Below are 24,543 nucleotides of genomic sequence, written 5' to 3'. Positions count from 1 at the left end.
GCCGGGCGCACGCCGTTTGTGCCGTATGCGTACGCTTTCCAGTCTTCCTCCCCCCGCTTCCCGCTTTGGCGCCCGTGGTTTTGACGCTGCGCGTTTCGACGCCCAGCGGGAGGCCGCGCGTCCGGTCCGCCCGTCGCCTCGGCGCGGGCGTGGGCTGGACAGCTGGACCATCCTTCTGATCGGCGCGATCGCGGCGGGCCTGATGGGAATGCTGCTGGGCGGCGCCCTGTCCGTCTGATTTTTGCTTAAGCGGCGTCCAGCAGGGCCTTGATCGGCGCCCAGCTGCGTCGGTGCGCGGGGCAGGGGCCCAGCGTCTGCAGAGCCTTCTGGTGGATGGGCGCGTTATAGCCCTTGTGGCTGGCGAAGCCGTAGCCCGGATAGGTCGCATCCATCTCGATCATCAGCCGATCGCGCGCCGTCTTGGCCAGGATCGACGCCGCCGCGATCGACAGCGACCGGCTGTCCCCCTTGACCACGGGCGTCACCGCGCACGGCAGCTTGAAGCGGTAGTTGCCGTCCACCAGGGCGTGAACCGGCGGATGGGCCAGGGCCTCGACCGCGCGGCGCATGGCCAGGCCGGTGGCGTGCAGGATGTTCAGCTCGTCGATCTCCTCCACCGAGGCGAAGCCGACGCCCCAGGCTAGGGCGCGGGCCTTGATGAGCGGCTCCAGCGCCGCGCGGCGCTTCTCCGTCAGGGCCTTGGAGTCGTCGATGCCGGGCGGCAGGTCGTCCGGATTCAGGATCACCGCCGCCGCCGATACCGGCCCCGCCCACGGCCCGCGCCCGGCTTCATCCACCCCGCAGACATGACCGTTCCAGGTCGCGCGCGCCTCAAGCTCCAGCATCAGGGTGGGGAAGAGGCGGTCGGTCTTGGTGGCGGCGGTGCGGGCGAGCATCAGGCGTCAGTGCCACGAACCGGAGCATGGGGGAAGGAGTTGCTGCCGAGGGGTGGAAAGCGGACGTAGGCCATGCTCTCTAACGGCATGACAGATTGGATAGAAGTTTACCGCCCTGTCTTGGGGGAGGAAATCGCGGGTTTGGTTTGGATGCCGATCACCGCCGATACACCGAAACTCGCCTCAGAACTGCAAATGGCGTCGTATTCGTTTTCCGGTGCGGCGTTTGTCCGCTTTACCAACCAGGATGCCATCAACCTTTCTTGGCGGCAGGTAGAAGATCGTTTCGTTCTGGCGACAGCACAGGATGCGGCATGGGGCGCGCATTCACTGGATCGCATTCAGGCTGCTGGCGATCTTTGGATTGGTCTGATCGGCTCGAGCCTCACGTCGGTTGAACTTTTCACCTTGCCTGACGACGAACATCGGCGGGTTGTCGGGGTCAAACACCGAACGACCAACGGCTCCTTTTGGGTAGGGACGGGCGGCAAAGACTTCATCGGCGACCAAGATGACCTGTGGGTTGGGGTGGATTGCGATCCGTCCAATTACAGCGAACTCGTCAGCTTAGGTGTTGTCGAACCCGAGGCCCGCTAAGGGTCTTAGGCGGACAATCGCGAGTGTCCTGAAATCAGCCGTTGCCGGCGCCCATTTCACCCACCTCCCCATGCCGAAAACACGTCATCTGGTGGTCGTTCACCATGCCGACCGCCTGCATGAAGGCGTAGGTGATGACCGGCCCGCAGAACTTGAAGCCGCGCGCCTTCAGGGCCTTGGCCATGGCGACGCTTTCGGCGGTCTGGGTCGGGGCCTCGCGGAAATGGTCCCACTGGTTCACCAGCGGTTTGCCGCCGACGAAGGACCACAGCCAGGCCGAGAAGTCCTCGCCGCTATCCCTAATGTCCAGCCAGATGCGGGCGCCGTTGACGGCGGCGTCGATCTTGGCGCCGGAGCGAATGATGCGCGGGTCGGCCAGCAGGCGGGCGCGGTCCGTCTCGCCGTAGCGGGCGACGATCTCGGGGTCGAAGCCGTCGAAAGCCTCGCGCATCCCCTCGCGCTTTCTCAGGATGGTGATCCAGGCCAGCCCGGCCTGGAAGCCGTCCAGAACCAGCTTCTCCCACAGGGCGCGGGCGTCGTATTCTGGCACGCCCCATTCGGTGTCGTGATAGGCGATGTAGAGCGGGTCCGTCGTCCCGCACCAGCCGCAGCGGCCTTCCGCCTTTTCGGATTCGGTCATGGCGCGATGTTGCTGGAATGTTCCGGCGGCGCAAGCGAAAAGGCCCGACGTTTCCGCCGGGCCTTCATGGGGTTTTGCGGGGCGTCCTACAGTCGCTCGACCGTGAAGCCGCGCGCGGTCAGCATGTCGATGACGCTGTCCTGATCCATCAGGTGAGCGGCGCCAACGGCGACGAAGGCCGTGCCTGAACCCTTCATCATCGCCTCGATCTGGCGGGTCCAGTCGCTGTTGCGGTCGATCAGGGCGGCGCGGTGGATGTCTTCATGCACGTCGCGGGTATTGGCGCGGTTCAGACGGCCCGTTTCGGCGATGTCGCCTTTCAGCCAGGCGGCCACGGTTTCATCCAGATTGGCGACGATGCGGTCGGTGTTGCGGACAAAGTGGTTCAGGTAGGCCACCTGCGCCTCTTCGCTCATGCCTGCGATCAGGCGCACCTGGATGTCGGCGGTCTCGAAGCCGTGCAGCGCCTTGCCTTCGGAGCGGGCGCGATCCATCAGCGTCTTGTCGACGCCCGCTTCAGATCGATAGCCGGCCTCGGTCGGGCCGGACATGGAGATCATGAAGGCCGCCAGCCAGGGGCGGTAGGCGTCCAGGGCGGCCGCGCTGGCGCCGTTCGCCTGGGCGACCTTGTCGAAGGCGGCGAAGTCCTCGGCCGACAGGACCGACGACAGGGGGCGGGACGGATCGACGCCGTGCTGCTGGATCACCGGCATGACGACCGCCTGATCGTCCTGATCGGCGATCTCGACCCAGATGTCCGAGGCGCTGGCGAAGGCGGCGTCCACCTTGTCCGAGCCCCAGGCCGTGCCAGGTCGCAACAGATGGACCGTGCCGAACAGATAGACGGTGGAGTCCGCGTCCTTGACCACCCACAGCGGCGGACCGGCGCCCTCGGCGCGGGGGATGGCAGCGACGGCGGGGGCGGGCGCAGCCTGTTCGGCGTGAGCGGCGCCGGGCGCGGCGGCCAGGGCGGCGGAGGCGGCCAGCGCCGCCAGAAGGCCGGCGGCGAAGCGCGAGACATGGTTGGCCGACTGGCCCATGCGGCGTGCGAGGGTCATTGCAGTATCCTTGGATTGTAGGGGTTTCAGGCGTCGCGAGCTCAGATGCGGGCGACGGAAGGCTCGTCAGCGCAGGGGCCGGGAGCGGGCAGGCGAGGCGTGAAGAGGGATCAGCGGGCGACGATCTGGGCGACGGCGTCCGCCGGAGTTTCGGCGGAGCGGCCGAAGGTCGGCACGGCCTGGACGGCCAGGCTGATCAGCAGGGCGCCGCAGACGCCCATGGCGAAGCCCGAGAAACGATCGGCGGCGGTCGAGAACAGGTTGAACATGATGACGGTCCTTTGGATTTCGATGTGTCGATTGAACGAGAAGGGCAGGCGGGCTCAGGCGATGAAGATGGCTTCGATCGGCTGGCCGAAGAGGCGGGCGATGCGGAAGGCCAGCGGCAGGGACGGGTCGTAGCGACCCTTCTCCAGCGCCTGGACGGTTTGGCGCGAGACGCCGAGGCGTTCGGCCAGGTCGGCCTGGGTCCAGTCGCGCTCGGCGCGGAAGACCTTGAGGCGGTTGATGAAGGCGCTGGTCATCGGCGGGCGATCCACCAGCCGCACCAGGCGATCCCGTAGCCGACGGCCTGAGCGGCGAAGGCGGCGGCGACGCCCAGGGCGATCAGGGCCGCGTCGGTGTGCGCCACGGCGGCGGGCAGCAGGTTCACGCCGGCCAGGGCGGCGATGACGACGGTCGCGCCGCCGGCGACGAAGCCCAGATTCCCGCCCCACCACCAGGCCCATTTGTGGGCTTCCTTGGCGGCCTCATCCAGGCTGCGCCACCAGTAGAGGGTGTGCAGGGCCAGGAAGACGGCCAGTCCGGCGGCCAGGACGACGACGCCGATCGATGGGGCGCGGCCCCAGGCTTCGGGCCAGAACGGCGTGGCGGCGGTGGCGCTGACCCCGACCACGGTCAGGGCGCACAGGGCGACGGTCAGGTCGTCCATCTTCTTCTTGTTGCGGGCGGCGGCGTCGGCGGCGGTGATTTCGGTATTCATGACAAGCTCCCCTGTCGTGTTGACAAGTGAACTTTACTAACGGGGGCGTGTTTTCGTCAAGCGACTTTTACATCGCGACAAGCAGATTTTCCGTTTTGCCGGATTTAGCCTTACAAATCAGGGATCCAGGCGGGCTTCTCGACTCGCACGGGGCGGCCCTCGACGGTCAGATCGCCGTCCATGCGGTCCAGCCGCATCAGGGCGATGGCGCGTCCCTCGGCGCCGGTCATGACTTCCCCCGCGCGCAGTTTGCCGTTCAGCACCTCGGCGCCGCGTTCGGGGGCGGGGCCGTCGAAGGCGATGGCCATCATCCGGTTCTTGATCGTGCCACGCCGCTTCATGCGCGAGGTCGTCTCCTGACCGATGAAGCAGCCCTTGTGGAAGTCGATGCCGTTCAGCAGGTCGAAGTCCGCCTCGATCGGATAGGTCTTGTCCATCAGGGCGTCCTGGGTCGGATCGGGCACGCCCAAGGTCAGGCGGTGTGCCTGCCAGTCGGCCTCGGCCGCGTCGGTCTCGCTCTGATCGCCCCAGCGGCGGCCGCCCAGGCCGGGCAGGCGCGGGTCGGCGACGAAGCCCTCGGGAACATCCGCGCCCCAGCCGACGAAGACCGCCTCGGGGATGGGCATGACCTCGACCTGGGCGCGCAGCTTGTAGAGGCTCAGCCGCTGGACCAGGGCGTCGCGCCGCTCGGCCGCGACGTCCAGCACGACGCCGTCCTCCTCGCCCCAGATAAACAGGTCGAACAGCAGCCGTCCCGGCGGCGACAGCAGGGCGCCGAAGCGAAGCTCGCCCGGTTTTATCGTCTCCACGTCCTGGGTCAGCAGATTGTGCAGGAAAGGGCGGGCGTCGGGGCCGCTGACGCGGATCAGGGCGCGACTATCAAGACGGGTGATGGACATAAGGCCAAGATAGGCAGGCGGGGCGCCGTCCTCCAGCCCGGCCGCCCTCCTTAAGTGAAGTAGACGCGAAAAAAGCTGCGGGACGTCTCCCGCAGCCTTTCGAAGGTCGGCGCGTGTCCGGCTTACCAGCGGCGGCCGTTGTGGTCGCGGCGCTCATAGCGGACCTTGGCCGACAGGGCGTCGTAGCGGCGGTCCAGCTCCATGCGTTCGCGTCGGCTCAGGCCGTCGCGCTGATAGGCGCGCTCCAGCCGCACAAGGCTGTTCAACTCGCTCTTCAGGCGGCTGGCCTCGCGGACGCTGAGCTGGCGGGTGCGGACGCCCTGGTCGATGCGGCGGTCCAGATTGTATTTGCGCTGGTCGATCGACCGCCAGCCGTCATGGCGGCTCTCATAGACTGGCGCGTGGCGATAGGATTGCGCAGCGGCCGGCAGGGCGGCGCCGAGTGCGGCGGCGGCCGTCGTCGCGGCCAGGACGGGAATCATCAGGGTTTTGAACTTGGCCATGGTCGGGCTCCTTCATCTGGACGCAACCGATCGGCTGCGTTGACGCCAGATGACCCCGCCGCGCCTGAGCCGCGTCTGAACGGCGCGCTTCAGATAGGGTTCATCAGCGTGACATTGTGGTCATGCTGGGCGGTTCGCGTGTGAAACCGCGACGGAGATTCCATCCCTCGACGTTCCTCTTTGGACTGAACGCCGGTAGACTGCGCGTTCAGCCGCTGTTCAGAGGCCCTGGTTTAGACCGCGATCCATGATGCGTATTCGAGCCCTTCTTTTGGCCGGCCTGATCGCCCTCGTCCCGTTGACGGACGCGGCGGCTCAGTCGCGCGGCCGCGACCGGGATCGCGACGATGATCGCCGGGAGCAATTCCGCAGCTCCTCCGGACCGAACTATCCGGGGCAAGGCCTGCGCGACATGCCGCGCGGCGACAGCGGCCCGCGCGCCAATCCCGGCGACGTGGCGCGCCGCGTCCAGTCGGGCCGTCCCGGCCGGATGCTGGGCGTGCAGGAGCGCGGCGGCGACTATGTGGTGCGCTGGGAATATCCGGGCGGCCGCGTGTCGGACATCCAGGTTGACGGCCGCTCCGGCCGGGTTCGCGGGGACGACTGAATGCGGGTTCTGCTTGTCGAGGACGACGTCGATCTGTCGCGCCAGCTGAAGACCGCCCTGACCGACGCCGGATACGCCGTCGACCACGCCCCGGACGGCGAAGAAGCCTGGTTCCTGGGCGATACCGAACCCTATGACGTGGTGGTGCTGGACCTGGGCCTGCCCAAGATCGACGGCGTGTCGGTGCTGGAGCGCTGGCGCCGCGAGGGCAAGGCGACGCCCGTGCTGATCCTGACGGCGCGTGGCGCCTGGTCGGACAAGGTGGCCGGCTTCGACGCCGGGGCCGACGACTATCTGACCAAGCCCTTCCATACGGAAGAACTGCTGGCGCGCCTGCGCGCCCTGCTGCGCCGCTCGGCCGGCCATGCGGCGGCGACGCTGAGCTGCGGCGGCCTGCGCCTGGACCCGCGCGCGGCGCGGGCCACGGTCAACGGCGAGCCTCTGCGCCTGACCAGTCTGGAGTATCGCCTGCTGCACTATCTGATGATGCACCAGGGCCGGGTCATCAGCCGTACCGAACTGGTCGAACACCTCTACGATCAGGATTTCGACCGCGATTCCAACACCATCGAGGTCTTCGTCGGCCGCTTGAGGAAGAAGATCGGGGCCGACCGCATCGAGACCGTACGCGGCCTGGGCTACCGCCTGTCGCCGCTGGCCGGCGAGAGCGACGCGGCCTGAGCGCCGCATGACGGGCCAATCCCGAGGTCAGACCCGGCCTGATCGCGCGCAATGGGGCCGCTGGTTCGGTCGGCCTGGCCGCTCGCTGACGCGGCGGCTGATCTGGCTGGCGGCGGCGTGGATCCTGATCGCCCTGGCGGCGGCGGCCGTGGTGCTGACCGCAGTGTTCCAGGAATCGGCCCTGCGCCGCCTGGGCAATATCCTGGGCGACACCATCGACGAGGCGGTCGTGGCCGCCACCATCACGCCCGAAGGCAAGGTCTTCATCGGTGAGATTCAGGACGCCCGCACTCAGCGCCTGCTGTCCGGCAAATACTGGATGGTGGCCGAGCCGACGCCGACAGGCGGGATGCAGGTTCTGGCGCAATCGGCCTCCCTGGGCGAGGCGGAGCTGGAGCACGGCCCCGACCTGACCAACCGCCTGCGCTCGGCCTTCGGCCAGACAATCAGCTACAACGCCGAGGACGGCCCCAAGGGCGAGCCCCTGCGCATCGCCGCCAGCATGAAGCAACTGCCGGGCCGCGACCGGCCGGTGATCTTCTTCGCCGGGATCGACCGCTCGGATGTCGACGCCGACACCCGACAGTTCGCCACCGTCACCTGGATCGCCATGCTGCTGCTGGGGGCGGGGCTGGTGACGGCGGTCTTCATCCAGGTGCAGGTGGGCCTGCGCCCGCTCTTTGATTTGGGCGACGAGATTTCCGACGTGCGCCAGGGCCGCTCGCATCGGGTCGAGGGCGCCTATCCGGTCGAGATCCAGCCCCTGGCCGAACAGGTCAATCGCCTGCTGGCCCACAATCAGGAGACGGTCGAGCGTCAGCGCACTCACGTCGGCAACCTGGCCCACGCCCTGAAGACTCCTCTGGCCGTCATGCTGGCCGAGGCCGGGACGAAGGAAGGACCGCTGCCGGACCTGATCCGCCGCCAGACCAAGGTGATGCAGGATCAGGTCGACCACCATCTGCGCCGCGCCCGCGCGGCCGCCCGCGCCGCCCACGGCCTGGGCGAACGCACTGCCGTGGCCGAGGTGCTGGACGAGATGGCCGTCATGCTGGAGCGGGTGTTCGAGACCAAGGTCGTCGAGATCGACTGGCGCGCCCCCGACGACCTGGCCTTTTTGGGCGAGCGTCAGGACTTGCAGGAGATCTTCGGCAATCTGATCGAGAACGCCGCCAAATGGTGTCGTCGCCGGGTCCGCATCTCGGCTGGGCCGTCGACGCCGGGCCAGATGATCGCCGTGGTCGAGGACGACGGCCCCGGCCTGCCCGCCGACCAGCGCGACACGGCCCTGAAACGCGGCACCCGCATGGACGAGGACACGCCTGGCACGGGCCTAGGCCTGTCGATCGTCGACGAACTGACCCGCGCCTACGGCGGCCGCGTCACCCTGGCCGACAGCGACATGGGCGGCCTGAAGGTGGTGCTGGAGCTGCCCGCGGCGGAGGGGTGAGGGCGTAGAGGCGCGGAGGGCCCTTCGCTAAGGGCGAACCGCTAGGCGCCAAGTTGCGACCAAGGCGATAGCTTTTCGCGCGATGTCCAGCCTGTGCTCGTCGCTGGTTTCGAACTCGATCCGATCACGTTCGATCTCTGCGAGATATTCGACGATTTGTGTTTCTGTGGAGCCGGATCGCACCAACTTCCAGAATTCGGGCAGATAGGCTCGATATTCATCGTCAGCCCATCCCTCCATGTCCGAAACACCAATGGGATCCCACTGACGAAACAAGAGGCGATCTAGAGCTTCGTAGACGCACGCATCTTCAGCGCTGAATTTCGTTCCCATGGGGTCAGCTTGCAGTCCAGAGCTTATGTCCGCAACGGGTGGAAAGCGGACGTTACCGAACTTCCCATCGAGCAAAGGCGTAATAGCTGTCGCCAGGCGCAGGCGAATTGCCATCCGTTCCCTGGGCGATCGCCCTAAGCTGAACTCGCGTCGCCCATATGCCGAACGGAGAACCGGGTTCCGATTCATCAACAAGACTACAGGCCGTGGTCGCGCCGTTGTCGCCTAGATCGCATTTCAACAATGCCCATCCCTTGCCGACCTCAACGATTGGGGCTGTCGTTAACGCGCGTCGCGGTATCCGTACCTCGACCTCAGCAGGGCACCACAGACGCGATCCCGTAACTGGATCACGCTCCGACCGTTCACAAACGATAGGTTCAGGCCGCGCCGCTACTGGGAGGACTGATTGGCTAAAAACCAAAAACATCGTGGTGATAATCATCGCCTCTCCTTATCAACTAGCCACCATAGTCCGCAACAGTTCATGAACCGATGTTCTCTTAAGGGTGGGTAGCAGACGCTAGTCCGCTGCCGCATCGCACCGCGCCAGCAGGCTCCCAAGCGGCTCCGCCTCTCCGACGTCATAGACGCCAGTGGCGGACAGGTAGCGAAGTAGCAGCGCGCGAAGATCGTCGGGCTTGGGCGGTAGCCCCTCCGCCTGTGCGATGCGCACCCGGTCTCCTATGGCTTCCAGTTTGAAGACTTGGCCGTCGGGGCCGTAGGCTATGGGATAGACGCCATTCCGCACATCGATGGCTTCAAGGTCCGTTTCGGCTTGCTGGACTGACGAATAAAACAGAGCGGGCTCATCAGCCGCCACCACCAGTTTTATCTTCGTCTTGCTTGCCATGCGTCATCTTTAGATCTCAGCCCAATTTCCGCAACGGGTCGAAAGCGACATTGACGGATGCTGCGGCTAATCGCTCAGTTCTGGAATGAGCGTGCTGAGCGTTGCGCGGGGGGGGGGGCAAAGCGCAGCATTCCAGCCGCGCGAACGTGCGGCTTCGACGTTCTTTTCGGTGTCGTCGATGAAGGCGATCGCCGACGCGGGCAGGCCCGCGCGTTGCTCGACCGCCGCATAGAACTCCTGTGACGGCTTCGAAACGCCAAGCTGCGCGGCATAGTGGATGTCGTCAAACTTTTCTCGAAGCTTGAGCGTATCCCACAGATAGGACGCGCGTTCATGCTCCTGAACGGTCGCCAGGTGCAGCGGCACGCTTGACGCCCGGACCTCAGCCAGTTGCAGCAGCAGGGCCTTGTCCAGATGGGCGTCGCCTTCAAACCAGTAGCGGATCAACTGATTGCAACTGACGTGCGGCGCAATTTCCGCGAGCACAGGCTCCAGTCTGGCCCGCAGGGGCGCGCGGCCGTGAACGACATCGTCCCAGCTCGGCTTGAAGAAGCGGTCTTGCAGCGCCTGACGGGGAACGCCCAGGTCTTCTTCGATGCGAGCGGACCATCCAGCAGGATCGGGGTGACGAACCACGACGCCATCGACATCCACCATCACCACGGCTGGTTTCATCAGACCTGCAACCCCTCGCACCAGAGAAGGAGCTATTCTGCGGGTTTGCAGCCTAGCCGCAAGAGACGACAAACGAGGTTCGCTCAAAGCCCGGGCGATCCTGTCCACGCTATCGAACACGCCTCAAATCCCCTGTTAACCCACGATGGCGCACCCTCGGCGCCGTGGCTGTGAATCTGTACGGCCGGAGGAGTGGGAATGGCGGACCTGTCGGTCGCCCAGAGGGCCGCCTTGGCCCAGCTGATCGAACGGTGTCCGGACCGGGTTCTGACGCAGCTTTCGGGGCTGGCGGGGACGATGGCGGGCGACCGGGCGGCGGACCTGCGCGACATGATCGAGGTCGAAGCGCTGGACCGGCGTCGCCGCAACATCGCCTTCGGGCCCCTTCTGCCTCTGTTTCAGCCGCGCGCCGACGGCCTGCCGGGTCTCGGCTTTCCGCCGGCGGTGCTGGGGCGGCTGTGGCGCAGCGCTACCCGCGGCGAGCCGGAACTGCTGCCGCAGCTGGATCGCGCTGACGACCTGTCGCGCATGATCGCCGACCGCCTGTGCCTCAGCGCCGCCTTCGCCCTGCGCGACCGGGCGGGCGAGATCTGGCCGGAGGACGCGTCTGGACAAGCGCAGGAGCTGGCGGCCTGCCTTGACTTGGCGGCGACGGCGCGCAGAGCCTTGCCGCACCTGCCCGACTGGATCGGCCGTTCGGGGCCGGAAACGGCGGCGGAGCTGAAGCTGGCGCTGCGCCAGGCGGCCGGGATCGCCCCCGAGGGGGCCAGCCGCCTGCTGGAGATCATCTTCGCCCATCTGGAGGATGCGCGTCTGATCCTGCGCGTCGCCGCCCTGGCCGCGCCGGGCGGGCGCGAGCTCAGCGCCGAGACGGCCTTGGGCGAAAGCGAACTGGGCCTGTTCGTCGATCGCATCCTGCTGGCCCTGGCGCGTCGGGCCGCCGAGGCCGCCGCCTTCGACCCGGCCGGGGGCGAGGCCGACCTGGACGCCTTCAAGGCCGATCTGGACTGGTGCGCCGAGACCCTGGCCGAGATCGACATGGCCCTGCCGCTCAAGGCCGACAGCGCCTGGGGCAAGGCGGTGCGGCAGGCGCGGCTGAAGGTGGCGCTCAGCCTGTCCGAACGCTTCAGCGCGGCCGAGCGGGCGGTGGACGCCGTCCTGCCGGTCGAGCGGACCGCCCTGGTCGGGCGCATGACGCGGCCGACGCCCCGGCTGGACGGAGCGGTCGATGAGATCGCGGCGGACCGGGCGCGGGCCTTGTCGGCGCTGGTGGGCCTGGTGCGCGGCCCGGCGGCCGTGTTCGGCTGCGAGGCGGAGCGGCGTCAGACGGCCGAGGCCCTGACCGGCCGCCTGGCCGCCTGGGCCGATGAAGCCATGGAGCGGCTCAACGACGGCCTGGCCGCCGATGAGACGGCGGCGCGGAAGCGCATCGTCCTGACCGCCGAGCTTCTGGGCCTGATCGGCGCGCGCGAGGCGTCGCGCACGGTGCGGCGGCGATTGATGGCGTCAGGTGCGGCGTCGCGCGCCTCGCCTCCGGCCGCCTGATCCGCTACAGCGGCGGCCATGGCGATCTTCTGGATCATGACGGCTCTTGTGACCGCGCTGGCGGGGTTGGCGGTGCTGTCCGCCGCCCGGCGCGGGGCCGAGGCGGAAAGCGTGGCGGACCGCGACGCGGGCGCACGCGAACTGGCCGAGCTGGACCGGCTGAAGGCGCGGGGCCTGCTGGACGAGGCGAGCTGGACCGCCGCGCGAGCCGAAGCGGGCCGTCGCCTGCTGGCCGCCCAGCGCGCGGATCGCCGTCCGGCGTCGCGCCCGGCCGACCGCTATTGGGTGCTGGGCGGGATCGGAGCCGCCGCCGCCGCGTCGCTGGGCCTCTATGCCGTCTTCGGCGCGCCTGGCATGAAGGATCAGGCCTATGAGACCCGCGTGCGCGAATGGGCCTCGACGCCCGAGGCGCTGGAGCCGGCTCAGGTCGCGGCCGTGCTGGGGCAGGTGGTCAAGGACCGGCCCGACGACCGTCTGGCCCTGACCATGCTGGGCGCCGCCCGGTTCGAGGCGGGCGATCCCATCGGCGCGGCCTCGGCCTTCCGCCGCGCCCTGGCCATCCAGCCGGACGACGCCCAGAGCTGGGCGCGGCTGGGCGAAAGTCTGGTGCGGGCCAATGACGGCGCGGTCGACGGCGACGCCGAGGCGGCCTTCCGTCAGGCGGTCAAGCTGGACCCCGATCAGTTGGGCGCGCGCTTCTATCTGGGCGACGCGGCTCTGGCGCGCGGCGACCGCGCCGAGGCCGAGGCCATGTGGACGCCGCTGATCGCCGTGCTGGCGCCGTCGGATCCGCGCCGCGCCGACCTGCAGAATCGCCTGGCCGGAGCGGCGCGATGAGCCGTTGGCCGACCCTGGCTCCCGCCTTATACGCGGCGGTGTTTTCCGCCGTCTTCGGATCGTTGACATGAGCTGGTTGCCCAAATCGCCCAAGGCGCGTCGTCGCCTGTGGGTCGTGATCGCTGCGGCGCCCGTGCTGGCGCTGGCTGTCGGCCTGTCGCTGTGGGCGATGAAGGACAATGTGACCTTTTTCTATTCCCCGTCGGAGGTGACGCCGCAGAAGGTGCCCGCCGGTCAGATGATCCGTCTGGGCGGTCTGGTCGAGGCGGGCAGCGTGACCAAGGCCGCTGACGGCTCGGTCGTCTTCGTCGTCACCGACAACGGGGCGACGGCGCGGGTGATCTATCACGGCGACCTGCCCGACCTGTTCCGCGAAGGGCAGGGCATTGTGGCGCAAGGCGCCTTCCGTCCCGACCGCACCTTCGAGGCCAGTCAGGTGCTGGCCAAGCATGACGAGACCTATATGCCGCGCGAAGTCGCCGACCGGCTGAAGGAAAAGGGCGAGTGGCGGCCCGACGATGCGGCGGCGTCCGCCGTGCCTGCGCAACAGGGGGCGTAAGCGTTGATCGTCGAACTGGGCGCCTTCGCCCTGATCCTGGCGCTGGTGCTGTCGGTGCTGAGTCTGGCGCTGACCACGGCGGGGCGTCTGCGGCTCAGTCCGGTGCTGGCCGGGGCGGGGGGCGGCGCCATGCTGGCCTCGGCCGCGGCGATCGCCCTGGCCTTTGCCGCCCTGATCTACGCCTTCGTGGTGTCGGACTTCTCGGTGTCGAACGTGGCCATGAACAGCCACACCGACAAGCCGGTCTTCTACAAGGTCGCCGCCGCCTGGGGCAGCCATGAAGGCTCGCTGCTGCTGTGGTGTCTGGTGATGACGGTCTTCGGCGGGGCGCTGGCGCTGGCGCGCGGCCTGCCGTTCGGGCTGAAGACCTCGGCCGTGGCCGTGCAGGCGGCCCTGTCGAGCCTGTTCCTGGCCTTCGCCGCCTTCACCTCCAACCCCTTCTTCCGTTTGGACCCGGCGCCGGTGCAGGGCGCGTCGCTGAACCCCCTGCTGCAGGATCCGGCGCTGGCGGTGCACCCGCCGCTGCTCTACGGCGGCTATGTCGGGTTTTCGGTCTGCTTCTCCCTGGCGGTCGCCGCCCTGATCGAGAAGCGCGTCGATCCGGCCTGGGGCCGCTGGGTGCGGCCGTGGGCGCTGGCGTCCTGGGCTCTGCTGACCGTGGGCATCGCCTTGGGCTCCTTCTGGGCCTATTACGAGCTAGGTTGGGGCGGCTGGTGGTTCTGGGATCCGGTCGAGAACGCCAGCTTCATGCCGTGGCTGGCGGGCGCGGCCCTGCTGCACTCGGCCATCGTCACCGAGCGGCGCGGGGCGCTGGCGGGCTGGACTGTCTTCCTGGCGATCCTGGCCTTCACCTTCTCCATGCTGGGCGCGTTTCTGGTGCGCTCGGGCGTGCTGACCAGCGTCCACGCCTTCGCCGTCGATCCCCAGCGGGGGATGATGCTGCTGGCCATTCTGGGCGTGGCGGCGGGCGCGGCCTTCATCCTGTTCGCCCTGCGCGCCCCGGCCATTCGGCCGGGCGCCGCCTTCGCCCCGGTCAGCCGGGAGGGGACGCTGGTGCTGAACAACCTGTTCCTGACGGCGGCGGCGGCCACGGTGCTGCTGGGCACCCTCTATCCTTTGATCCTTGAGGCGGCGACGGGGGCGACCATCTCGGTCGGCCCGCCCTATTTCAACGCCGTCTTCAATCCGCTGATGATCGTGGCCTGTCTGATCCTGCCCGCCGGGCCGCTGCTGGCCTGGAAGCGGGGGGATCTGAAGGGGGCCTTGCAGCGCCTGTGGCTGGCCGCCGCCCTGGCGATCGCTGCCGCCTTCGCCGCCTTCTTCCTGTTCGAGCCCAAGAAGGCGCTGGCCGCCGCAGGGCTGGGCGTCGGGGCGTGGCTGATCTGCGGCGCGCTGGCGGAGCTTGGCGTGCGGACCAAGGCCTTTCGCGCGCCTTTGCCTGAGACCCTGCGCCGGGCCAAGGGATTGCCGCTGGGCGCCTGGGGCATGGCGCTCGCCCACGCCGGTCTGGGCGTCTTCATCCTGGGGGCCGTGGTTGAGACCAGCTTCAAGGCCGAGGCCGCCGCCGCCCTTCCGCTGGGCGGCGAAGTCGCCGCCGGGCCGTGGAAGGCGCGGCTGGACGCGGTGCAGGTCATCGAGGGGCCGAACTATCTGGCCGAGCAGGGCCGTCTGACCATCATGTCGGCGGACGGCCGCGCGCCCGAGCGCGTCATCACCGCCGAGCGCCGCTTCTTCCCGGCGGGCGGCCAGACGACGACCGAGGTCGGCCTCGACTTCCGCGGGCTGGACGACGTCTACGCCGTCATGGGCGATCGGGCGGCGACGGACACGGGCGAGCGCGCCTGGATCGTGCGCATCTATTATAATCCCTGGGCGCGGCTGATCTTCCTGGGACCGGCGCTGATGGCGCTGGGCGGACTGATCTCCCTGCTGGACCGGCGCCTGCGCGTCGGGGCGGGCTCGCGCGTGAAGAAGGCCGCCCAGCCAGTCGAGCCAGTCGAGGCGCAGGCATGAAGCGCGCCGCCGCCCTGTTCGCCGCCGTCCTGCTGGCCGGCGCCGCCGCGCCCGCGCTGGCTGAGCCGCCGCCCGCGCCGGATCGTCCGCTGACGGATCCTGCGCAGGAGGCCCGCGCCCGCGCCCTGTTCGGCGATATCCGCTGCGTCGTCTGCCAGCACGAATCCATCGCCGACAGCCCGGCGGGCATCGCGGCCGACCTGCGCGGCCTGGTGCGTGAACAGATCGCCGTCGGAAAGACCGACGACGAGATCAAGGCCGACCTGCTGCGCCGCTACGGCGACTATGTGCTGTTCCAGCCGCCGCTGCGGATCGGCACCTGGCTGTTGTGGTTCGGCCCCTTCGCCCTGGCGGCGGGGGCCGGCGTGGTGCTGGCCCTGCGCGCGCGTCGGCGCGGGACGAGCGAGGCCGCCCCCCTGACGCCTGAAGAAGAACGCGCCCTGGCCGCCCTGACGGCGGACGACGAGAACGCCTGAGCCTGTCCGTTTGGAAAGCCTTTCGCCGCCTTCCTGACGCAGACGCGCCACATCGCGAACGACGATCAGGAACAATCATCGCGACGGCGTGCATTGGCTTGAGCCGTAACGCCCTATATCCATGGGCGAACGGAGCTTTTCCGTATCCGCCAGTAGAGACTGCAAGGACGACGATGCTGAAACGCAAGGAGTTCATTCTGGGGGCCGCTGTCGGCCTGACCTTCGCCGCCGCCGCGACGGCGGGCGGGGTCATCACCTGGCCGGGCGCCGAAGCCGCGCCCGCCGCCAAGGTCGGACAGCTGGTTCCCTCGGCCGGGGCCGGAGCCTTGGCCTTCGCCCCGCCGCAGGGCGCGCCGCTCAGCTTCGCCGACATATTCCAGCAGGTCGCCCCCGCCGTGGTGCAGATCGATGTGAAGACCCGCGTCCAGCGCCCGCGCGGCGGCGTGTTCCAGATCCCCGGCTTCGGCGCCGTGCCCATCCCCGGCGCGCCGGGCGGATCGGGCGAGGAGGGCGAAGACAATTCGACCACGGCCCTGGGCGCCGGTTCGGGCTTCCTGATCTCGGCCGACGGCTTCATCGTGACGAACAACCACGTCGTCGAGAACGCCGAGGAGATCAACGTCAAATTCAGCGACGGCCGTGAGTTGAAGGGCAAGCTGATCGGCCGCGACGAGGGCACCGACCTGGCGGTCATCAAGGTGGAAGGTTCGGCCTTCCCCTTCGTCAGCTTTGAAGAAAGCGCCGAGCCGCGCGTCGGCGACTGGGTCATCGCCGTGGGCAACCCCTTCGGCCTGGGCGGCACGGCGACGGCGGGCATCGTTTCGGCCAAGTCGCGCGACATCGACCCGGCCGGCTACAACGAATATCTGCAGATCGACGCCGCCATCAACCGGGGCAACTCGGGCGGGCCGACCTTCGACATCTATGGCCGCGTGATCGGGGTGAACACGGCGATCTTCTCGCCGTCGGGCGGCTCGGTCGGCATCGGCTTCGCCATTCCGGCGACCACGGCCAAGGCCGTCACCGACAAGCTGATGCGCGGCGAAACGGTGGAGCGCGGCTATCTGGGCGTGCAGATCCAGACCCTGTCCAAGGATGCGGCGGCCGCCCTGGGGCTGAGCGAAGACACCAAGGGCGCCTATGTCGCCGAGGTGACGGCCGGCGCCCCTGGCGAACGTGGCGGGATGCAGATCGGCGACGTGGTCGTCAGCGTGAACGGCGATGCGGTCGACAGCTCGACCGAACTGACTCGCCGCGTGGCCCGCGCCAAGCCCGGCGACACGCTGCGGCTGGAAGTTCTGCGCGACGGCAAGCGCCAGACGTTGAACATCCGCGCCGGCACCCGTCCGTCCGAAGCCGAACTGAACGGCGGCCAGGATTCAGGCGCTCAGCAACCGGGCGAGGACGGCGCGGCGGTCGGCCAGTCGATCGAGGGCATGACGGTGACGCCGATCACTGCGGCCCTGCGTCAGCGCTATTCGATACCGGAGGATATGCAGGGCGTGGTGGTCACCGCCGTCGCTCCGCGTTCGGAAGCAGGCAAGATGCGGATGCCGGTCGGCACGGTCATCCAGCGCGCCAACAACCGCGTGGTCCGTACCGAGGCCGATCTGAAGGCGGCTGTCGACGCGGCGCGAGCGGCGGGGCGGCCGGGGGTCTTCCTGTTGGTGCGAACCCCGGCGGGCAATTCTTCGGTGGTTCTGCCCTTCGCCAAGTCTGAATAAGGCGTAACTCACGGGATCGGCGGCGATGCGCTAACATCGCCGCCGAATCTTTTTTGGGAGGCTGCATGCGTATTCTGGTGGTTGAGGACGACGCCGAGGCCGCGACCGCCATGGTGCGCGGCCTCAGCGAGGCCGGGCACGAAGTCACCCATGCGGTGGACGGCGCCTTCGGCCTGCTTGAGTCGCAGAAGGGCGGCTACGACGTCTATGTCGTGGACCGCATGATGCCGCGCCTGGACGGCGTCGGCATGGTCGAGACCATCCGTAAGGGCGGCGATCAGACTCCGGTCCTGTTCCTGTCGGCCCTGGGCGAGGTCGAGGATCGCGTCACGGGCCTGAAGGCGGGCGGCGACGACTATCTGGTCAAGCCCTACGCCCTGGCCGAACTGGTCGCGCGGGTGGAGGCTCTGTCGCGTCGCCGCGAGACGGGCGGGGTCCAGACGGTGCTCAAGGTCGGCGATCTGGAGATGAACCTGATCGCCCGCACGGTTCATCGCGACGGGCAGGAGATCGACCTGCAGCCGCGCGAGTTCCAGCTGCTGGAGTTCCTGATGCGCCACGCGGGCCAGTCGGTGACGCGCACCATGCTGCTGGAGAAGGTCTGGGAATACCATTTCGACCCCCAGACCAACGTCATCGACGTGCACATCAGCCGTCTGCGCTCCAAGATCGACAAGGGCTTCGACAAGGCCATGCTGCAGACCGTGCGCGGCGCGGGGTACCGGCTGGAGGCGTAAGGCCCCGGCATGAAACTGCCCTCGCTCTTCCGCCGCACGCCCTTTCGGCTGACGCTGCTGTTTCTCGCGCTGTTCGTGGCGACGGCCAGTGCTGTGCTGGCCTATGTCTACTTCGCCTCGGCGTCCGAGGCGCGGGCGCGGGCCGAGGCCAGCGTCAAGGCTGAGGTCGAGGGGCTGACCGCCGTCTATCGCACACGAGGGCGCGATGCGTTGAACCAGGTGCTGGTCGAACGCACGCTGAAGGGCGGGCCCTACCTCTATCTGCTGATGGCGCCGGACCGCTCGGTCATCACCGGCAATGTCTCGGAATCGCCGCTGGACCCGCCCAAGGCGGACGCGCCGCCGTCGACGGCGCGCTGGGACGACTTCCGCCTGACCGACACGGATGAGGACGGGCGTGTGCGTCGTCGCGGCGCTATCGGCGTGGAAACGACCTTGTCCGGCGGCGAACATCTGTTCGTCGGCGAGGACATCGGCGACATCGAGGCCTATCTGGCCCGCCTGACTCAGGCCTTGTGGGGGGCGATGGTCATGGTGCTGGTGCTGGGCGTCGGCGGCGGGCTGTGGATCAGCCGGGGCGTCGAGCGCGCCATGGCGGGTCTGAACCGGGTGGTGGCGGCGGTGCAGGAGGGCGACCTGAAGACGCGCGTTCCGATCCGCCACTCCGGCGACGAGCTGGACGAACTGGCCGAGGGCCTGAACGGGATGCTGGACCGGCTGGAGGGCTCGATGGCCTCGATCCGCCATGCCGGGGACGCCATCGCCCACGACCTGCGCACGCCGCTGAACCGGATGAAGGCCAAGATGGAGGTCGCCCTGATCGACGCCGAGGCGGGGCGAACGTCAGGCGTGGACGCCTTGGGCGTGGCGCTGGACGAGGCGGACGCGTTGCTCAAGACCTTCAACACCGTCCTGGCCATCGCCCGTCTGCAGGCGGGCGGGGCGCCGGACCCCAAGGTGTTCGACGCCGCCGATCTGGCCGCCGACATGGCCGAGTTGTACGAACCGGCGGGCGAGGACAAGGGGCTGGAGTTCGCCGCCGAGATCGAGAAGGGGCTGATGATCGAGGGCAACCAGCCCTTCCTGGCCCAGGCCCTGGCCAATCTGATCGACAACGCCATCAAATATACGCCGGAGGGCGGGGCGGTGATGTTCCGCGCGCGGCGGCGCTCGTCCGGCGATGTGGAGTTTTCCGTCACCGACAATGGTCCGGGCGTGCCGGACGAGGATCGCGAACGCGTGCTGCAACGCTTCGTGCGGCTGGACAACAGCCGCACCGAGCCGGGCTCGGGCCTGGGCCTGTCGCTGGTGACAGCGGTGGCCGAGGCGCACGGCGGGCGCATTCAGCTGGACGAGGGGCCGGGCGTCTATGACGGACGCGGGCCGGGCCTGCGCGTGGCCCTGATCCTACCCGCCGCGATACGGGCGCCTGAGGCTGAGGCGTGAGCGAAGCTCTGGCGAAACGGTTGCAGCCGTGCGGTCCCGTGCGCGACGCCGAGGCGACGGCGCGCCTGCATGAACGGCTGGCCGAGGCGGCGGACGCCGACGGCTGGCGCGCGACGCTGGATGCGGCCTGGGCGGCGGTGACGCCCGTCTTCGCCGCCTCGCCCTATCTGGCGGGCTTGGCGCGGCGCTGGCCGGATCGGCTGCGGCTGACGTTGGACTGTGATCCTGAGACGCGACTGGCGGAGATTCTGGCGGGCGCCGACGCCCTGACCGGCGCGCCGGACGAGGCCAAGGCGCCGCTGCGCCGGCTGAAGGCCGAACTGCACCTGCTGACGGCCTTGTGCGATCTGGGCGACGTCTGGGATCTGGATCAGGTGACGGGCGCCCTGTCGCGCTTCGCCGATGCGGCGGCGCGGGCGGCGCTGAGGATCACGGCTGACGATTGGCGCAGGCGCGGGCGGCTGATCTCGGCGCCTGACGATCCGCGCGGGCCGGTTCCAGGCCTGTTCGTCCTGGCCATGGGCAAGGGCGGGGCGTTCGAGCTCAACTATTCCTCGGACATCGATCTGTCGCTGTTCTACGAGCCGGAAGCGCTGGAAACGGCGCTGGCCGAGGGCGTGGAGATGCAGGGCTTCGCCAACCGTCTGGCCCAGGGGCTGACGGCCCTGCTGGCCGAGCGGACGGCGGACGGCTACGTCTTCCGCGTCGATCTGCGGCTGCGGCCCGATCCGTCCTCGACCCCGCCCGCAGTCGCGGCGCCGATGGCGCTGGCCTACTACGAATCCGTCGGCCAGAACTGGGAGCGGGCGGCCTTCATCAAGGCCCGCGTCTGCGCCGGGGATGCGGCCGAGGGCGCCGCCTTCCTGAAGGCGCTGGTCCCCTACATCTGGCGGCGCAGCCTGGACTACCAGGCCGTGCTCGACATCCAGTCGATCAAGAAACAGATCCACGTTCACAAGACCGGCGAGGGACTGGAGGCGGCGGGCGCCAATCTGAAACTGGGCCGGGGCGGCATCCGCGAGATCGAGTTCTACGTCCAGACCCAGCAGCTGATCCTGGGCGGACGCGACCGGTCCCTGCGCTCGCCGCGCACCCTGGAGGCGCTGGACGCCCTGACCGCCGCCGGCCACGTCGCGCCCGAGGCGCGCGATGAACTGCGCGCCGCCTATGTCGAGCTGCGCGCGCTGGAGCATCGGGCGCAGATGCTGGCAGACGAACAGACGCACATCCTGCCCGTCGATCCCGAACGCCGCGCCGATGTGGCGGCTCTGGCGGGGCAGTGCGATCTGGCCGCCTTCGACGCCGAAATCGAGCGCCTGCTGGTGCGGGTCAACGCCCGCTATGGCGAACTGTTCGAGGGCGGCGAAGACCTGTCCTCGCCCTACGGCAGCCTGGTGTTCACGGGGGTGGAGAACGACCCCGGCACGCTGGAGACCCTGGCCCGCATGGGCTTTTCCGAGCCCGCCACGGTGTCCGACACGATCCGCAGTTGGCACCACGGCCGCATCCAGGCGACGCGCACGGCGCGGGGACGCGAGCTGTTCACTCGCCTGGCGCCGCAACTGCTGACGGCGGTGGCCAGGACGGGAGCGCCGGACGCGGCCTTCCGCCGGTTCGCCGTCTTCTTCTCGGGCCTCAGCGCCGGGGTGCAGGTGCAGGCCCTGTTCCTGAATCAGCCCAGGCTGTTCGACCTGGTGGTCGAGGTCATGGCCTTCGCGCCGCGACTGGCGCGGGCGCTGGGACGTCAGCCGCAGGCCCTGGACGGGGTGCTGGACGCGCGCTTCATGACGGCCCTGGGCACCGACACCGGCCTGGCCGACCAGGTGGTGCGCGAGGCGCATGAGGCCGGCGATTTCGAAGGGGCCATGAACGCCGTGCGCCGCCTGCACCGCGAACAGACCTTCCGCATCGGCATGCATGTCGTCACCGGTCGGACCACGGCCGAGCAGGCCGGGCTGACCTACACATCCCTGGCCGACGCCTGCATGAAGGGGCTGGCCCCGGCGGCCCTGTCCGAGGCCGAACGAATGGGCGGGGCCTTCGACGGCGCGGTCGCCGTGGTGGCCCTGGGCAAGGCCGGGTCGCGTGAGATGACGGCGGGGTCGGACCTGGACCTGATGACCGTCTATGCGGCGCCGCCCGAGGCGGCCTCGGCCGGGCGCGGCTGGAGCGCCGAGACCTTCTACGGCCGTTTCACCCAGCGGTTCATCGCCGCCCTGTCCGCCCATACCGCCGAAGGCGGGCTGTATGAGGTCGATATGAGGCTGCGGCCGACCGGCTCCAAGGGGCCGGTGTCGGTGCGGCTGGAGGCGCTGGAGGCCTATTACGCCGAAGAGGCCGAGACGTGGGAGTTCATGGCCCTGACGCGCGCGCGGCTGGTCTGGGCCAGCGACGAGGCGTTCGGGGCGCGGGTCGAGGCGGCGCTGGAGGCGGCGCTGCGGCGGCCGCGTCCCGGCGTCGACATCGCCGGGGACGTGCGGGCCATGCGCGATCTGATGGACCGAGAGCGGCGGCCCAAGGGTTTCTGGGATCTGAAGCTGTCGGCGGGCGGCCAGGTCGACGCCGAGTTCGCAGCCCAGTATCGCCAGCTGACGGCGGCGCAGGCCGGAGCCCCTTTGACCGTTTCGACGCTGGAGGCCTTGGCGGACGATCCGATCCTGGCGGACGCCTGGCGCACGCACCAACAGCTGGGCCAGCTGATGGCCTGCGCCTTCGACGGCGGGGGCGACCCGGATCAGGAGCCGTCCGGCTTCCAGATGCGGCTGGCCCGAACGGTCGGCGCGCCGGATTTCGACACGCTGAAGGCCCGGTTGATCGACCTGAGACTGCGTGCGCGGCGGGCCTTTGAAGCGATGCTGCCCGCTTTGCGCGACGGAATCTGATCCGGGCGTCGTTCCATCTTTCGACAGGATCGCTTCTCGGCCTTCGGGCCAGATGGAGAACATCGACATGAAAAAGAGTTTCAGCGGCATGGCCGTTCTTGCTTCGGCTCTCGCCGTCAGCGGCGCAGCCATGGCCCAGGCGCCGGTCCAGGCCCCGGCTCGGACTCAGACGCCGGACGCTCGTCCGCATCACGCACAGATGGTCGAACCGGTCACCAAGGCGGACTTCGTGCAGCGCCGGGTCGAGCGCCTGCGCGCGGCGGATGCGAATGGCGATGGTCAAGTGACGGCCGAGGAGATGCGGACCTATGCCCAGGCGCGCCGCGCCGAGCGACGGGCCGCGCGCTTCGACCGGCTGGATGCGAACAAGGACGGCGTGCTGGACCGTGAGGAGTTCAACACGCCGCGTGCGCGCGGCGAGCGCGGCGAGGGCATGGGCGGGCCTCATGGCGGCGGCCGCAGTCATCGGGACGCGAACATGCGCGGCATGGCGCGAGGCGGAGAAAGCCGTTTTCCTATCGTCATCGCTGACGTTGAACGCCGGGCCAATGAGGCCTTTGCGCGTATGGACGCCAACAGCGACGGCGTGCTGACGCAGGACGAACGCCGCGCCGCCATGCGCGCCAATCGAGGCGACATGCGCCAGGGGCGCGAACAGCGTCGCGCGCGCACGCCAGCGGCGTCGCCTTCGGCGCCTGCTTCGGAGTAAGGGTGATGGCGGGGAAGGCGGTTCGTCCGCCCGCCCTTTCTGGATTGAGCCGAAGAGGCTGGATTGGCGACAACCGTCGACCCCGACGAGGATCTGGTGCGCCGTGTGGGCGAAGGCGACCCCGCGGCCATTCAGGCCATGGTGGCGCGCAAGCTGCCGCGCATGTTGTCGCTCGCCCGGCGGATGCTGGGCGACGCGGCGGAGGCTGAGGACGTGGCTCAGGAAGCGATGCTCAGAGCCTGGAGACAGGCGCCGCGCTGGACCCCCGGCCAGGCGCGGTTCGATACCTGGCTGCACCGGGTGGGCTTGAACCTGTGCTACGATCGGCTGCGACGTCGGCGTGAGATCGCGACGGATGTGTTGCCGGACGGCGTCGACGACGGCCCGGCGCCGGACCGGGGCCTGTTGGCGGCCGAGACGGGCGCGCGGGTCGAGGCGGCCCTGGCGTGTCTGCCGGAACGGCAGCGCGAAGCCATCGTCCTCTGTCACTATCAGGAGCTGGGCAATATCGAAGCCGCCGCCCTGATGGAGATCAGCGTCGAAGCGCTGGAAAGCCTGTTGTCGCGGGGCCGACGCGCTTTGCGGACCGCCCTGTCGGACATCGCGCCGCATTCTGGCGTCGCGCGGGATGGGCGACAGGGCATGCGAGGGCGCGCCGCGGAGCGCGCCGAACGACTGTGGCGGGGGACGAGATGACGATGATGACTCCAGAACGCTTTGAGCACCTGGCCGACGCCTATGGCGGCGACCTGCGCCGCTGGCCCGAGACCGAACGCGAGGCGGCGCGCGCCCTGGCGGCGGCGGACCTTCAGGCGGCGGCCCTGCTGCATGAGGCGGACGGCCTGGACGCCCTGCTGGACGCCGCGCCGCGCGTGGCGGCGTCCCATGCCCTGCGGGAACGGGTGATCGCGGCGGCGGTCGGCGCAGGCCTGGGTCGTCGTCGACGCGCAGGGATCGGCGTCATGGCCTGGCTGTCGGGCGCCGGCTGGGCGGCGGCTGCCTGCGCCGGCGCGGTCTTCGGCGTGGTCCTGACCGGCCAGATGACGGCGGACATCCGCGCCGACGCCGTGCTGTACCAGGCCAGCCTGAGCAGTGCGGACGACACGGAGGTTCTGGGCGGATGAACGCAAGAGGCCTGAAGATCGCCCTGGCGGCGTCGGTCGCCCTGAATATCTTCGCCGTGGCGGGCGCGGGCGCGGCCTGGATGGCGGCCAAGCGCGTCAAGGAAGCCGCCGCCGAGGCGCGCCAGCCGGGCCGCAGCGAGCCTGTCTGGGCGGTGGTCGAGGCCCGCCCGCCCGCCGTGCGCGACCAGATCAAGCGCGAGATGCGCGCCACGGCTCTGGAGGCCCGCCCTGACTTCGAGGAGGCGCGCGCCGCCCGCCGCGAAGCGATCGCCCTGACCCGCTCGGATCAGTTCGACCCCGTGGCGGTCGCCGCCCTG

At 69.2% G+C, this 24,543-nt stretch carries 29 protein-coding genes; 18 read left to right on the top strand and 11 right to left on the bottom strand.

Annotated features, from left to right (window positions below):
* The first annotated feature begins 25 nt into the window (after positions 1-25).
* On the top strand, positions 26-238 hold the full coding sequence (locus B3D50_RS03905; protein WP_286949511.1) for a hypothetical protein: 213 nt from the start codon (positions 26-28) through the stop codon (positions 236-238).
* Positions 239-245: 7 nt separating this feature from the next.
* Here B3D50_RS03905 and B3D50_RS03900 read toward each other — a convergent pair whose 3' ends face one another.
* Entirely contained in the window at positions 246-896 is a 651-nt protein-coding gene (locus tag B3D50_RS03900; RefSeq protein ID WP_414632908.1) for a ribonuclease HII, read from the bottom strand.
* Between the two features lie 72 nt (positions 897-968).
* Between B3D50_RS03900 and B3D50_RS03895 the strand changes: the two genes are divergently transcribed.
* Positions 969-1,493 carry a hypothetical protein gene (locus B3D50_RS03895; protein ID WP_286949510.1) on the top strand — a complete coding sequence of 175 codons (525 nt, stop codon included), beginning with the start codon at positions 969-971 and terminating at the stop codon, positions 1,491-1,493.
* Between the two features lie 34 nt (positions 1,494-1,527).
* Here B3D50_RS03895 and B3D50_RS03890 read toward each other — a convergent pair whose 3' ends face one another.
* The 7 genes from B3D50_RS03890 to B3D50_RS03860 form a co-directional block, all read right to left on the bottom strand.
* The gene (locus B3D50_RS03890; RefSeq protein WP_286949509.1) at positions 1,528-2,133 is read right to left on the bottom strand and encodes a DNA-3-methyladenine glycosylase I; all 606 of its coding nucleotides are present in this window, start codon (positions 2,131-2,133) and stop codon (positions 1,528-1,530) included.
* A gap of 86 nt (positions 2,134-2,219) precedes the next feature.
* Positions 2,220-3,191: a TraB/GumN family protein gene (locus B3D50_RS03885; protein WP_286949508.1), complete on the bottom strand. Its 972-nt coding sequence runs from the start codon at positions 3,189-3,191 to the stop codon at positions 2,220-2,222.
* Between the two features lie 110 nt (positions 3,192-3,301).
* Positions 3,302-3,460: a hypothetical protein gene (locus B3D50_RS03880; RefSeq protein WP_286949507.1), complete on the bottom strand. Its 159-nt coding sequence runs from the start codon at positions 3,458-3,460 to the stop codon at positions 3,302-3,304.
* A 54-nt stretch (positions 3,461-3,514) separates the two neighbouring features.
* Positions 3,515-3,715, bottom strand: coding sequence for a helix-turn-helix transcriptional regulator (locus tag B3D50_RS03875; protein ID WP_046651697.1), 201 nt, complete (start codon positions 3,713-3,715; stop codon positions 3,515-3,517).
* Positions 3,712-4,173 carry a hypothetical protein gene (locus tag B3D50_RS03870; protein ID WP_286949506.1) on the bottom strand — a complete coding sequence of 154 codons (462 nt, stop codon included), beginning with the start codon at positions 4,171-4,173 and terminating at the stop codon, positions 3,712-3,714. The genes B3D50_RS03875 and B3D50_RS03870 overlap by 4 nt, the downstream gene beginning before the upstream one ends.
* A 110-nt stretch (positions 4,174-4,283) precedes the next feature.
* Entirely contained in the window at positions 4,284-5,072 is a 789-nt protein-coding gene (locus B3D50_RS03865) for a YgfZ/GcvT domain-containing protein (RefSeq protein ID WP_286949505.1), read from the bottom strand.
* Positions 5,073-5,194: 122 nt separating this feature from the next.
* Complete coding sequence (locus tag B3D50_RS03860) at positions 5,195-5,575, bottom strand: hypothetical protein (RefSeq protein ID WP_286949504.1); 381 nt, start codon at positions 5,573-5,575, stop codon at positions 5,195-5,197.
* 247 nt (positions 5,576-5,822) lie between these two features.
* Between B3D50_RS03860 and B3D50_RS03855 the strand changes: the two genes are divergently transcribed.
* From B3D50_RS03855 to B3D50_RS03845, 3 genes are read left to right on the top strand one after another with little or no spacing between them, the layout of a single operon-like run.
* Positions 5,823-6,182, top strand: a complete 360-nt coding sequence (locus B3D50_RS03855; RefSeq protein ID WP_040344462.1) for a hypothetical protein — start codon at positions 5,823-5,825, stop codon at positions 6,180-6,182.
* Positions 6,183-6,863: a response regulator transcription factor gene (locus tag B3D50_RS03850; protein ID WP_087141003.1), complete on the top strand. Its 681-nt coding sequence runs from the start codon at positions 6,183-6,185 to the stop codon at positions 6,861-6,863.
* A 7-nt stretch (positions 6,864-6,870) separates the two neighbouring features.
* A complete protein-coding gene (locus B3D50_RS03845) occupies positions 6,871-8,313 on the top strand; it encodes a sensor histidine kinase (RefSeq protein ID WP_286949503.1) in 1,443 nt (480 codons plus the stop codon).
* Between the two features lie 27 nt (positions 8,314-8,340).
* Here the strand turns inward: B3D50_RS03845 and B3D50_RS03840 are convergent, their stop codons facing one another.
* From B3D50_RS03840 to B3D50_RS03830, 3 genes are all read right to left on the bottom strand, one after another.
* Positions 8,341-8,760 carry a hypothetical protein gene (locus tag B3D50_RS03840; RefSeq protein ID WP_286949502.1) on the bottom strand — a complete coding sequence of 140 codons (420 nt, stop codon included), beginning with the start codon at positions 8,758-8,760 and terminating at the stop codon, positions 8,341-8,343.
* Positions 8,761-9,169: 409 nt separating this feature from the next.
* The gene (locus B3D50_RS03835) at positions 9,170-9,499 is read right to left on the bottom strand and encodes a hypothetical protein (RefSeq protein WP_286949501.1); all 330 of its coding nucleotides are present in this window, start codon (positions 9,497-9,499) and stop codon (positions 9,170-9,172) included.
* Positions 9,500-9,565: 66 nt separating this feature from the next.
* On the bottom strand, positions 9,566-10,174 hold the full coding sequence (locus B3D50_RS03830) for an HAD family hydrolase (RefSeq protein ID WP_286949499.1): 609 nt from the start codon (positions 10,172-10,174) through the stop codon (positions 9,566-9,568).
* A gap of 198 nt (positions 10,175-10,372) precedes the next feature.
* On the opposite strand from B3D50_RS03830, the gene B3D50_RS03825 reads away from it, so the two are divergent.
* From B3D50_RS03825 to B3D50_RS03765, 13 genes are all read left to right on the top strand, one after another.
* Positions 10,373-11,719 carry a hypothetical protein gene (locus tag B3D50_RS03825; protein ID WP_286949498.1) on the top strand — a complete coding sequence of 449 codons (1,347 nt, stop codon included), beginning with the start codon at positions 10,373-10,375 and terminating at the stop codon, positions 11,717-11,719.
* A gap of 18 nt (positions 11,720-11,737) precedes the next feature.
* On the top strand, positions 11,738-12,556 hold the full coding sequence (gene ccmI / locus B3D50_RS03820) for a c-type cytochrome biogenesis protein CcmI (protein ID WP_286949497.1): 819 nt from the start codon (positions 11,738-11,740) through the stop codon (positions 12,554-12,556).
* Between the two features lie 67 nt (positions 12,557-12,623).
* The gene (ccmE, locus tag B3D50_RS03815) at positions 12,624-13,115 is read left to right on the top strand and encodes a cytochrome c maturation protein CcmE (RefSeq protein WP_286949496.1); all 492 of its coding nucleotides are present in this window, start codon (positions 12,624-12,626) and stop codon (positions 13,113-13,115) included.
* A 3-nt stretch (positions 13,116-13,118) separates the two neighbouring features.
* A complete protein-coding gene (locus tag B3D50_RS03810; RefSeq protein WP_286949494.1) occupies positions 13,119-15,128 on the top strand; it encodes a heme lyase CcmF/NrfE family subunit in 2,010 nt (669 codons plus the stop codon).
* Complete coding sequence (locus tag B3D50_RS03805; protein WP_286949492.1) at positions 15,125-15,604, top strand: cytochrome c-type biogenesis protein; 480 nt, start codon at positions 15,125-15,127, stop codon at positions 15,602-15,604. Before B3D50_RS03810 ends, B3D50_RS03805 begins: the two co-directional genes overlap by 4 nt.
* A gap of 173 nt (positions 15,605-15,777) precedes the next feature.
* On the top strand, positions 15,778-17,328 hold the full coding sequence (locus B3D50_RS03800) for a Do family serine endopeptidase (protein WP_286949491.1): 1,551 nt from the start codon (positions 15,778-15,780) through the stop codon (positions 17,326-17,328).
* A 65-nt stretch (positions 17,329-17,393) separates the two neighbouring features.
* Complete coding sequence (locus B3D50_RS03795) at positions 17,394-18,065, top strand: response regulator transcription factor (RefSeq protein ID WP_046651685.1); 672 nt, start codon at positions 17,394-17,396, stop codon at positions 18,063-18,065.
* Positions 18,066-18,074: 9 nt separating this feature from the next.
* Positions 18,075-19,511: a sensor histidine kinase gene (locus B3D50_RS03790; RefSeq protein WP_286949490.1), complete on the top strand. Its 1,437-nt coding sequence runs from the start codon at positions 18,075-18,077 to the stop codon at positions 19,509-19,511.
* Entirely contained in the window at positions 19,508-22,393 is a 2,886-nt protein-coding gene (locus B3D50_RS03785; protein ID WP_286949488.1) for a bifunctional [glutamine synthetase] adenylyltransferase/[glutamine synthetase]-adenylyl-L-tyrosine phosphorylase, read from the top strand. Before B3D50_RS03790 ends, B3D50_RS03785 begins: the two co-directional genes overlap by 4 nt.
* Positions 22,394-22,460: 67 nt before the next feature.
* The gene (locus tag B3D50_RS03780; RefSeq protein WP_286949486.1) at positions 22,461-23,102 is read left to right on the top strand and encodes an EF-hand domain-containing protein; all 642 of its coding nucleotides are present in this window, start codon (positions 22,461-22,463) and stop codon (positions 23,100-23,102) included.
* Positions 23,103-23,165: 63 nt separating this feature from the next.
* Entirely contained in the window at positions 23,166-23,798 is a 633-nt protein-coding gene (locus B3D50_RS03775) for an RNA polymerase sigma factor (RefSeq protein ID WP_286949484.1), read from the top strand.
* A gap of 2 nt (positions 23,799-23,800) precedes the next feature.
* Positions 23,801-24,226 (top strand): hypothetical protein, encoded by a 426-nt coding sequence (locus tag B3D50_RS03770; protein WP_252865655.1) that lies wholly within the window; start codon positions 23,801-23,803, stop codon positions 24,224-24,226.
* Positions 24,223-24,543 (top strand): periplasmic heavy metal sensor (locus B3D50_RS03765; protein WP_286949483.1); only part of this gene is annotated, 321 nt, incomplete at its 3' end. The genes B3D50_RS03770 and B3D50_RS03765, both read left to right, overlap by 4 nt.

The organism is Brevundimonas sp. UBA7507, from assembly GCF_002478355.1.
GTDB classification, from domain to species: domain Bacteria; phylum Pseudomonadota; class Alphaproteobacteria; order Caulobacterales; family Caulobacteraceae; genus Brevundimonas; species Brevundimonas diminuta_D.
The sequence above is the reverse complement of the archived record's forward strand: the minus strand, read 5'-3'. Positions and strand labels throughout refer to the sequence as shown.

Bases quoted from the DNA above. Each gene is read 5' to 3' on its own strand.
- B3D50_RS03905 (WP_286949511.1), top strand. From the start codon at position 26: ATGCGTACGCTTTCCAGTCTTCCTCCCCCCGCTTCCCGCTTTGGCGCC.
- B3D50_RS03900 (WP_414632908.1), bottom strand. From the start codon at position 896: ATGCTCGCCCGCACCGCCGCCACCAAGACCGACCGCCTCTTCCCCACC.
- B3D50_RS03895 (WP_286949510.1), top strand. From the start codon at position 969: ATGCTCTCTAACGGCATGACAGATTGGATAGAAGTTTACCGCCCTGTC.
- B3D50_RS03890 (WP_286949509.1), bottom strand. From the start codon at position 2,133: ATGACCGAATCCGAAAAGGCGGAAGGCCGCTGCGGCTGGTGCGGGACG.
- B3D50_RS03885 (WP_286949508.1), bottom strand. From the start codon at position 3,191: ATGACCCTCGCACGCCGCATGGGCCAGTCGGCCAACCATGTCTCGCGC.
- B3D50_RS03880 (WP_286949507.1), bottom strand. From the start codon at position 3,460: ATGTTCAACCTGTTCTCGACCGCCGCCGATCGTTTCTCGGGCTTCGCC.
- B3D50_RS03875 (WP_046651697.1), bottom strand. From the start codon at position 3,715: ATGACCAGCGCCTTCATCAACCGCCTCAAGGTCTTCCGCGCCGAGCGC.
- B3D50_RS03870 (WP_286949506.1), bottom strand. From the start codon at position 4,173: ATGAATACCGAAATCACCGCCGCCGACGCCGCCGCCCGCAACAAGAAG.
- B3D50_RS03865 (WP_286949505.1), bottom strand. From the start codon at position 5,072: ATGTCCATCACCCGTCTTGATAGTCGCGCCCTGATCCGCGTCAGCGGC.
- B3D50_RS03860 (WP_286949504.1), bottom strand. From the start codon at position 5,575: ATGGCCAAGTTCAAAACCCTGATGATTCCCGTCCTGGCCGCGACGACG.
- B3D50_RS03855 (WP_040344462.1), top strand. From the start codon at position 5,823: ATGATGCGTATTCGAGCCCTTCTTTTGGCCGGCCTGATCGCCCTCGTC.
- B3D50_RS03850 (WP_087141003.1), top strand. From the start codon at position 6,183: ATGCGGGTTCTGCTTGTCGAGGACGACGTCGATCTGTCGCGCCAGCTG.
- B3D50_RS03845 (WP_286949503.1), top strand. From the start codon at position 6,871: ATGACGGGCCAATCCCGAGGTCAGACCCGGCCTGATCGCGCGCAATGG.
- B3D50_RS03840 (WP_286949502.1), bottom strand. From the start codon at position 8,760: ATGGCAATTCGCCTGCGCCTGGCGACAGCTATTACGCCTTTGCTCGAT.
- B3D50_RS03835 (WP_286949501.1), bottom strand. From the start codon at position 9,499: ATGGCAAGCAAGACGAAGATAAAACTGGTGGTGGCGGCTGATGAGCCC.
- B3D50_RS03830 (WP_286949499.1), bottom strand. From the start codon at position 10,174: ATGAAACCAGCCGTGGTGATGGTGGATGTCGATGGCGTCGTGGTTCGT.
- B3D50_RS03825 (WP_286949498.1), top strand. From the start codon at position 10,373: ATGGCGGACCTGTCGGTCGCCCAGAGGGCCGCCTTGGCCCAGCTGATC.
- ccmI (WP_286949497.1), top strand. From the start codon at position 11,738: ATGGCGATCTTCTGGATCATGACGGCTCTTGTGACCGCGCTGGCGGGG.
- ccmE (WP_286949496.1), top strand. From the start codon at position 12,624: ATGAGCTGGTTGCCCAAATCGCCCAAGGCGCGTCGTCGCCTGTGGGTC.
- B3D50_RS03805 (WP_286949492.1), top strand. From the start codon at position 15,125: ATGAAGCGCGCCGCCGCCCTGTTCGCCGCCGTCCTGCTGGCCGGCGCC.
- B3D50_RS03800 (WP_286949491.1), top strand. From the start codon at position 15,778: ATGCTGAAACGCAAGGAGTTCATTCTGGGGGCCGCTGTCGGCCTGACC.
- B3D50_RS03795 (WP_046651685.1), top strand. From the start codon at position 17,394: ATGCGTATTCTGGTGGTTGAGGACGACGCCGAGGCCGCGACCGCCATG.
- B3D50_RS03790 (WP_286949490.1), top strand. From the start codon at position 18,075: ATGAAACTGCCCTCGCTCTTCCGCCGCACGCCCTTTCGGCTGACGCTG.
- B3D50_RS03780 (WP_286949486.1), top strand. From the start codon at position 22,461: ATGAAAAAGAGTTTCAGCGGCATGGCCGTTCTTGCTTCGGCTCTCGCC.
- B3D50_RS03770 (WP_252865655.1), top strand. From the start codon at position 23,801: ATGATGACTCCAGAACGCTTTGAGCACCTGGCCGACGCCTATGGCGGC.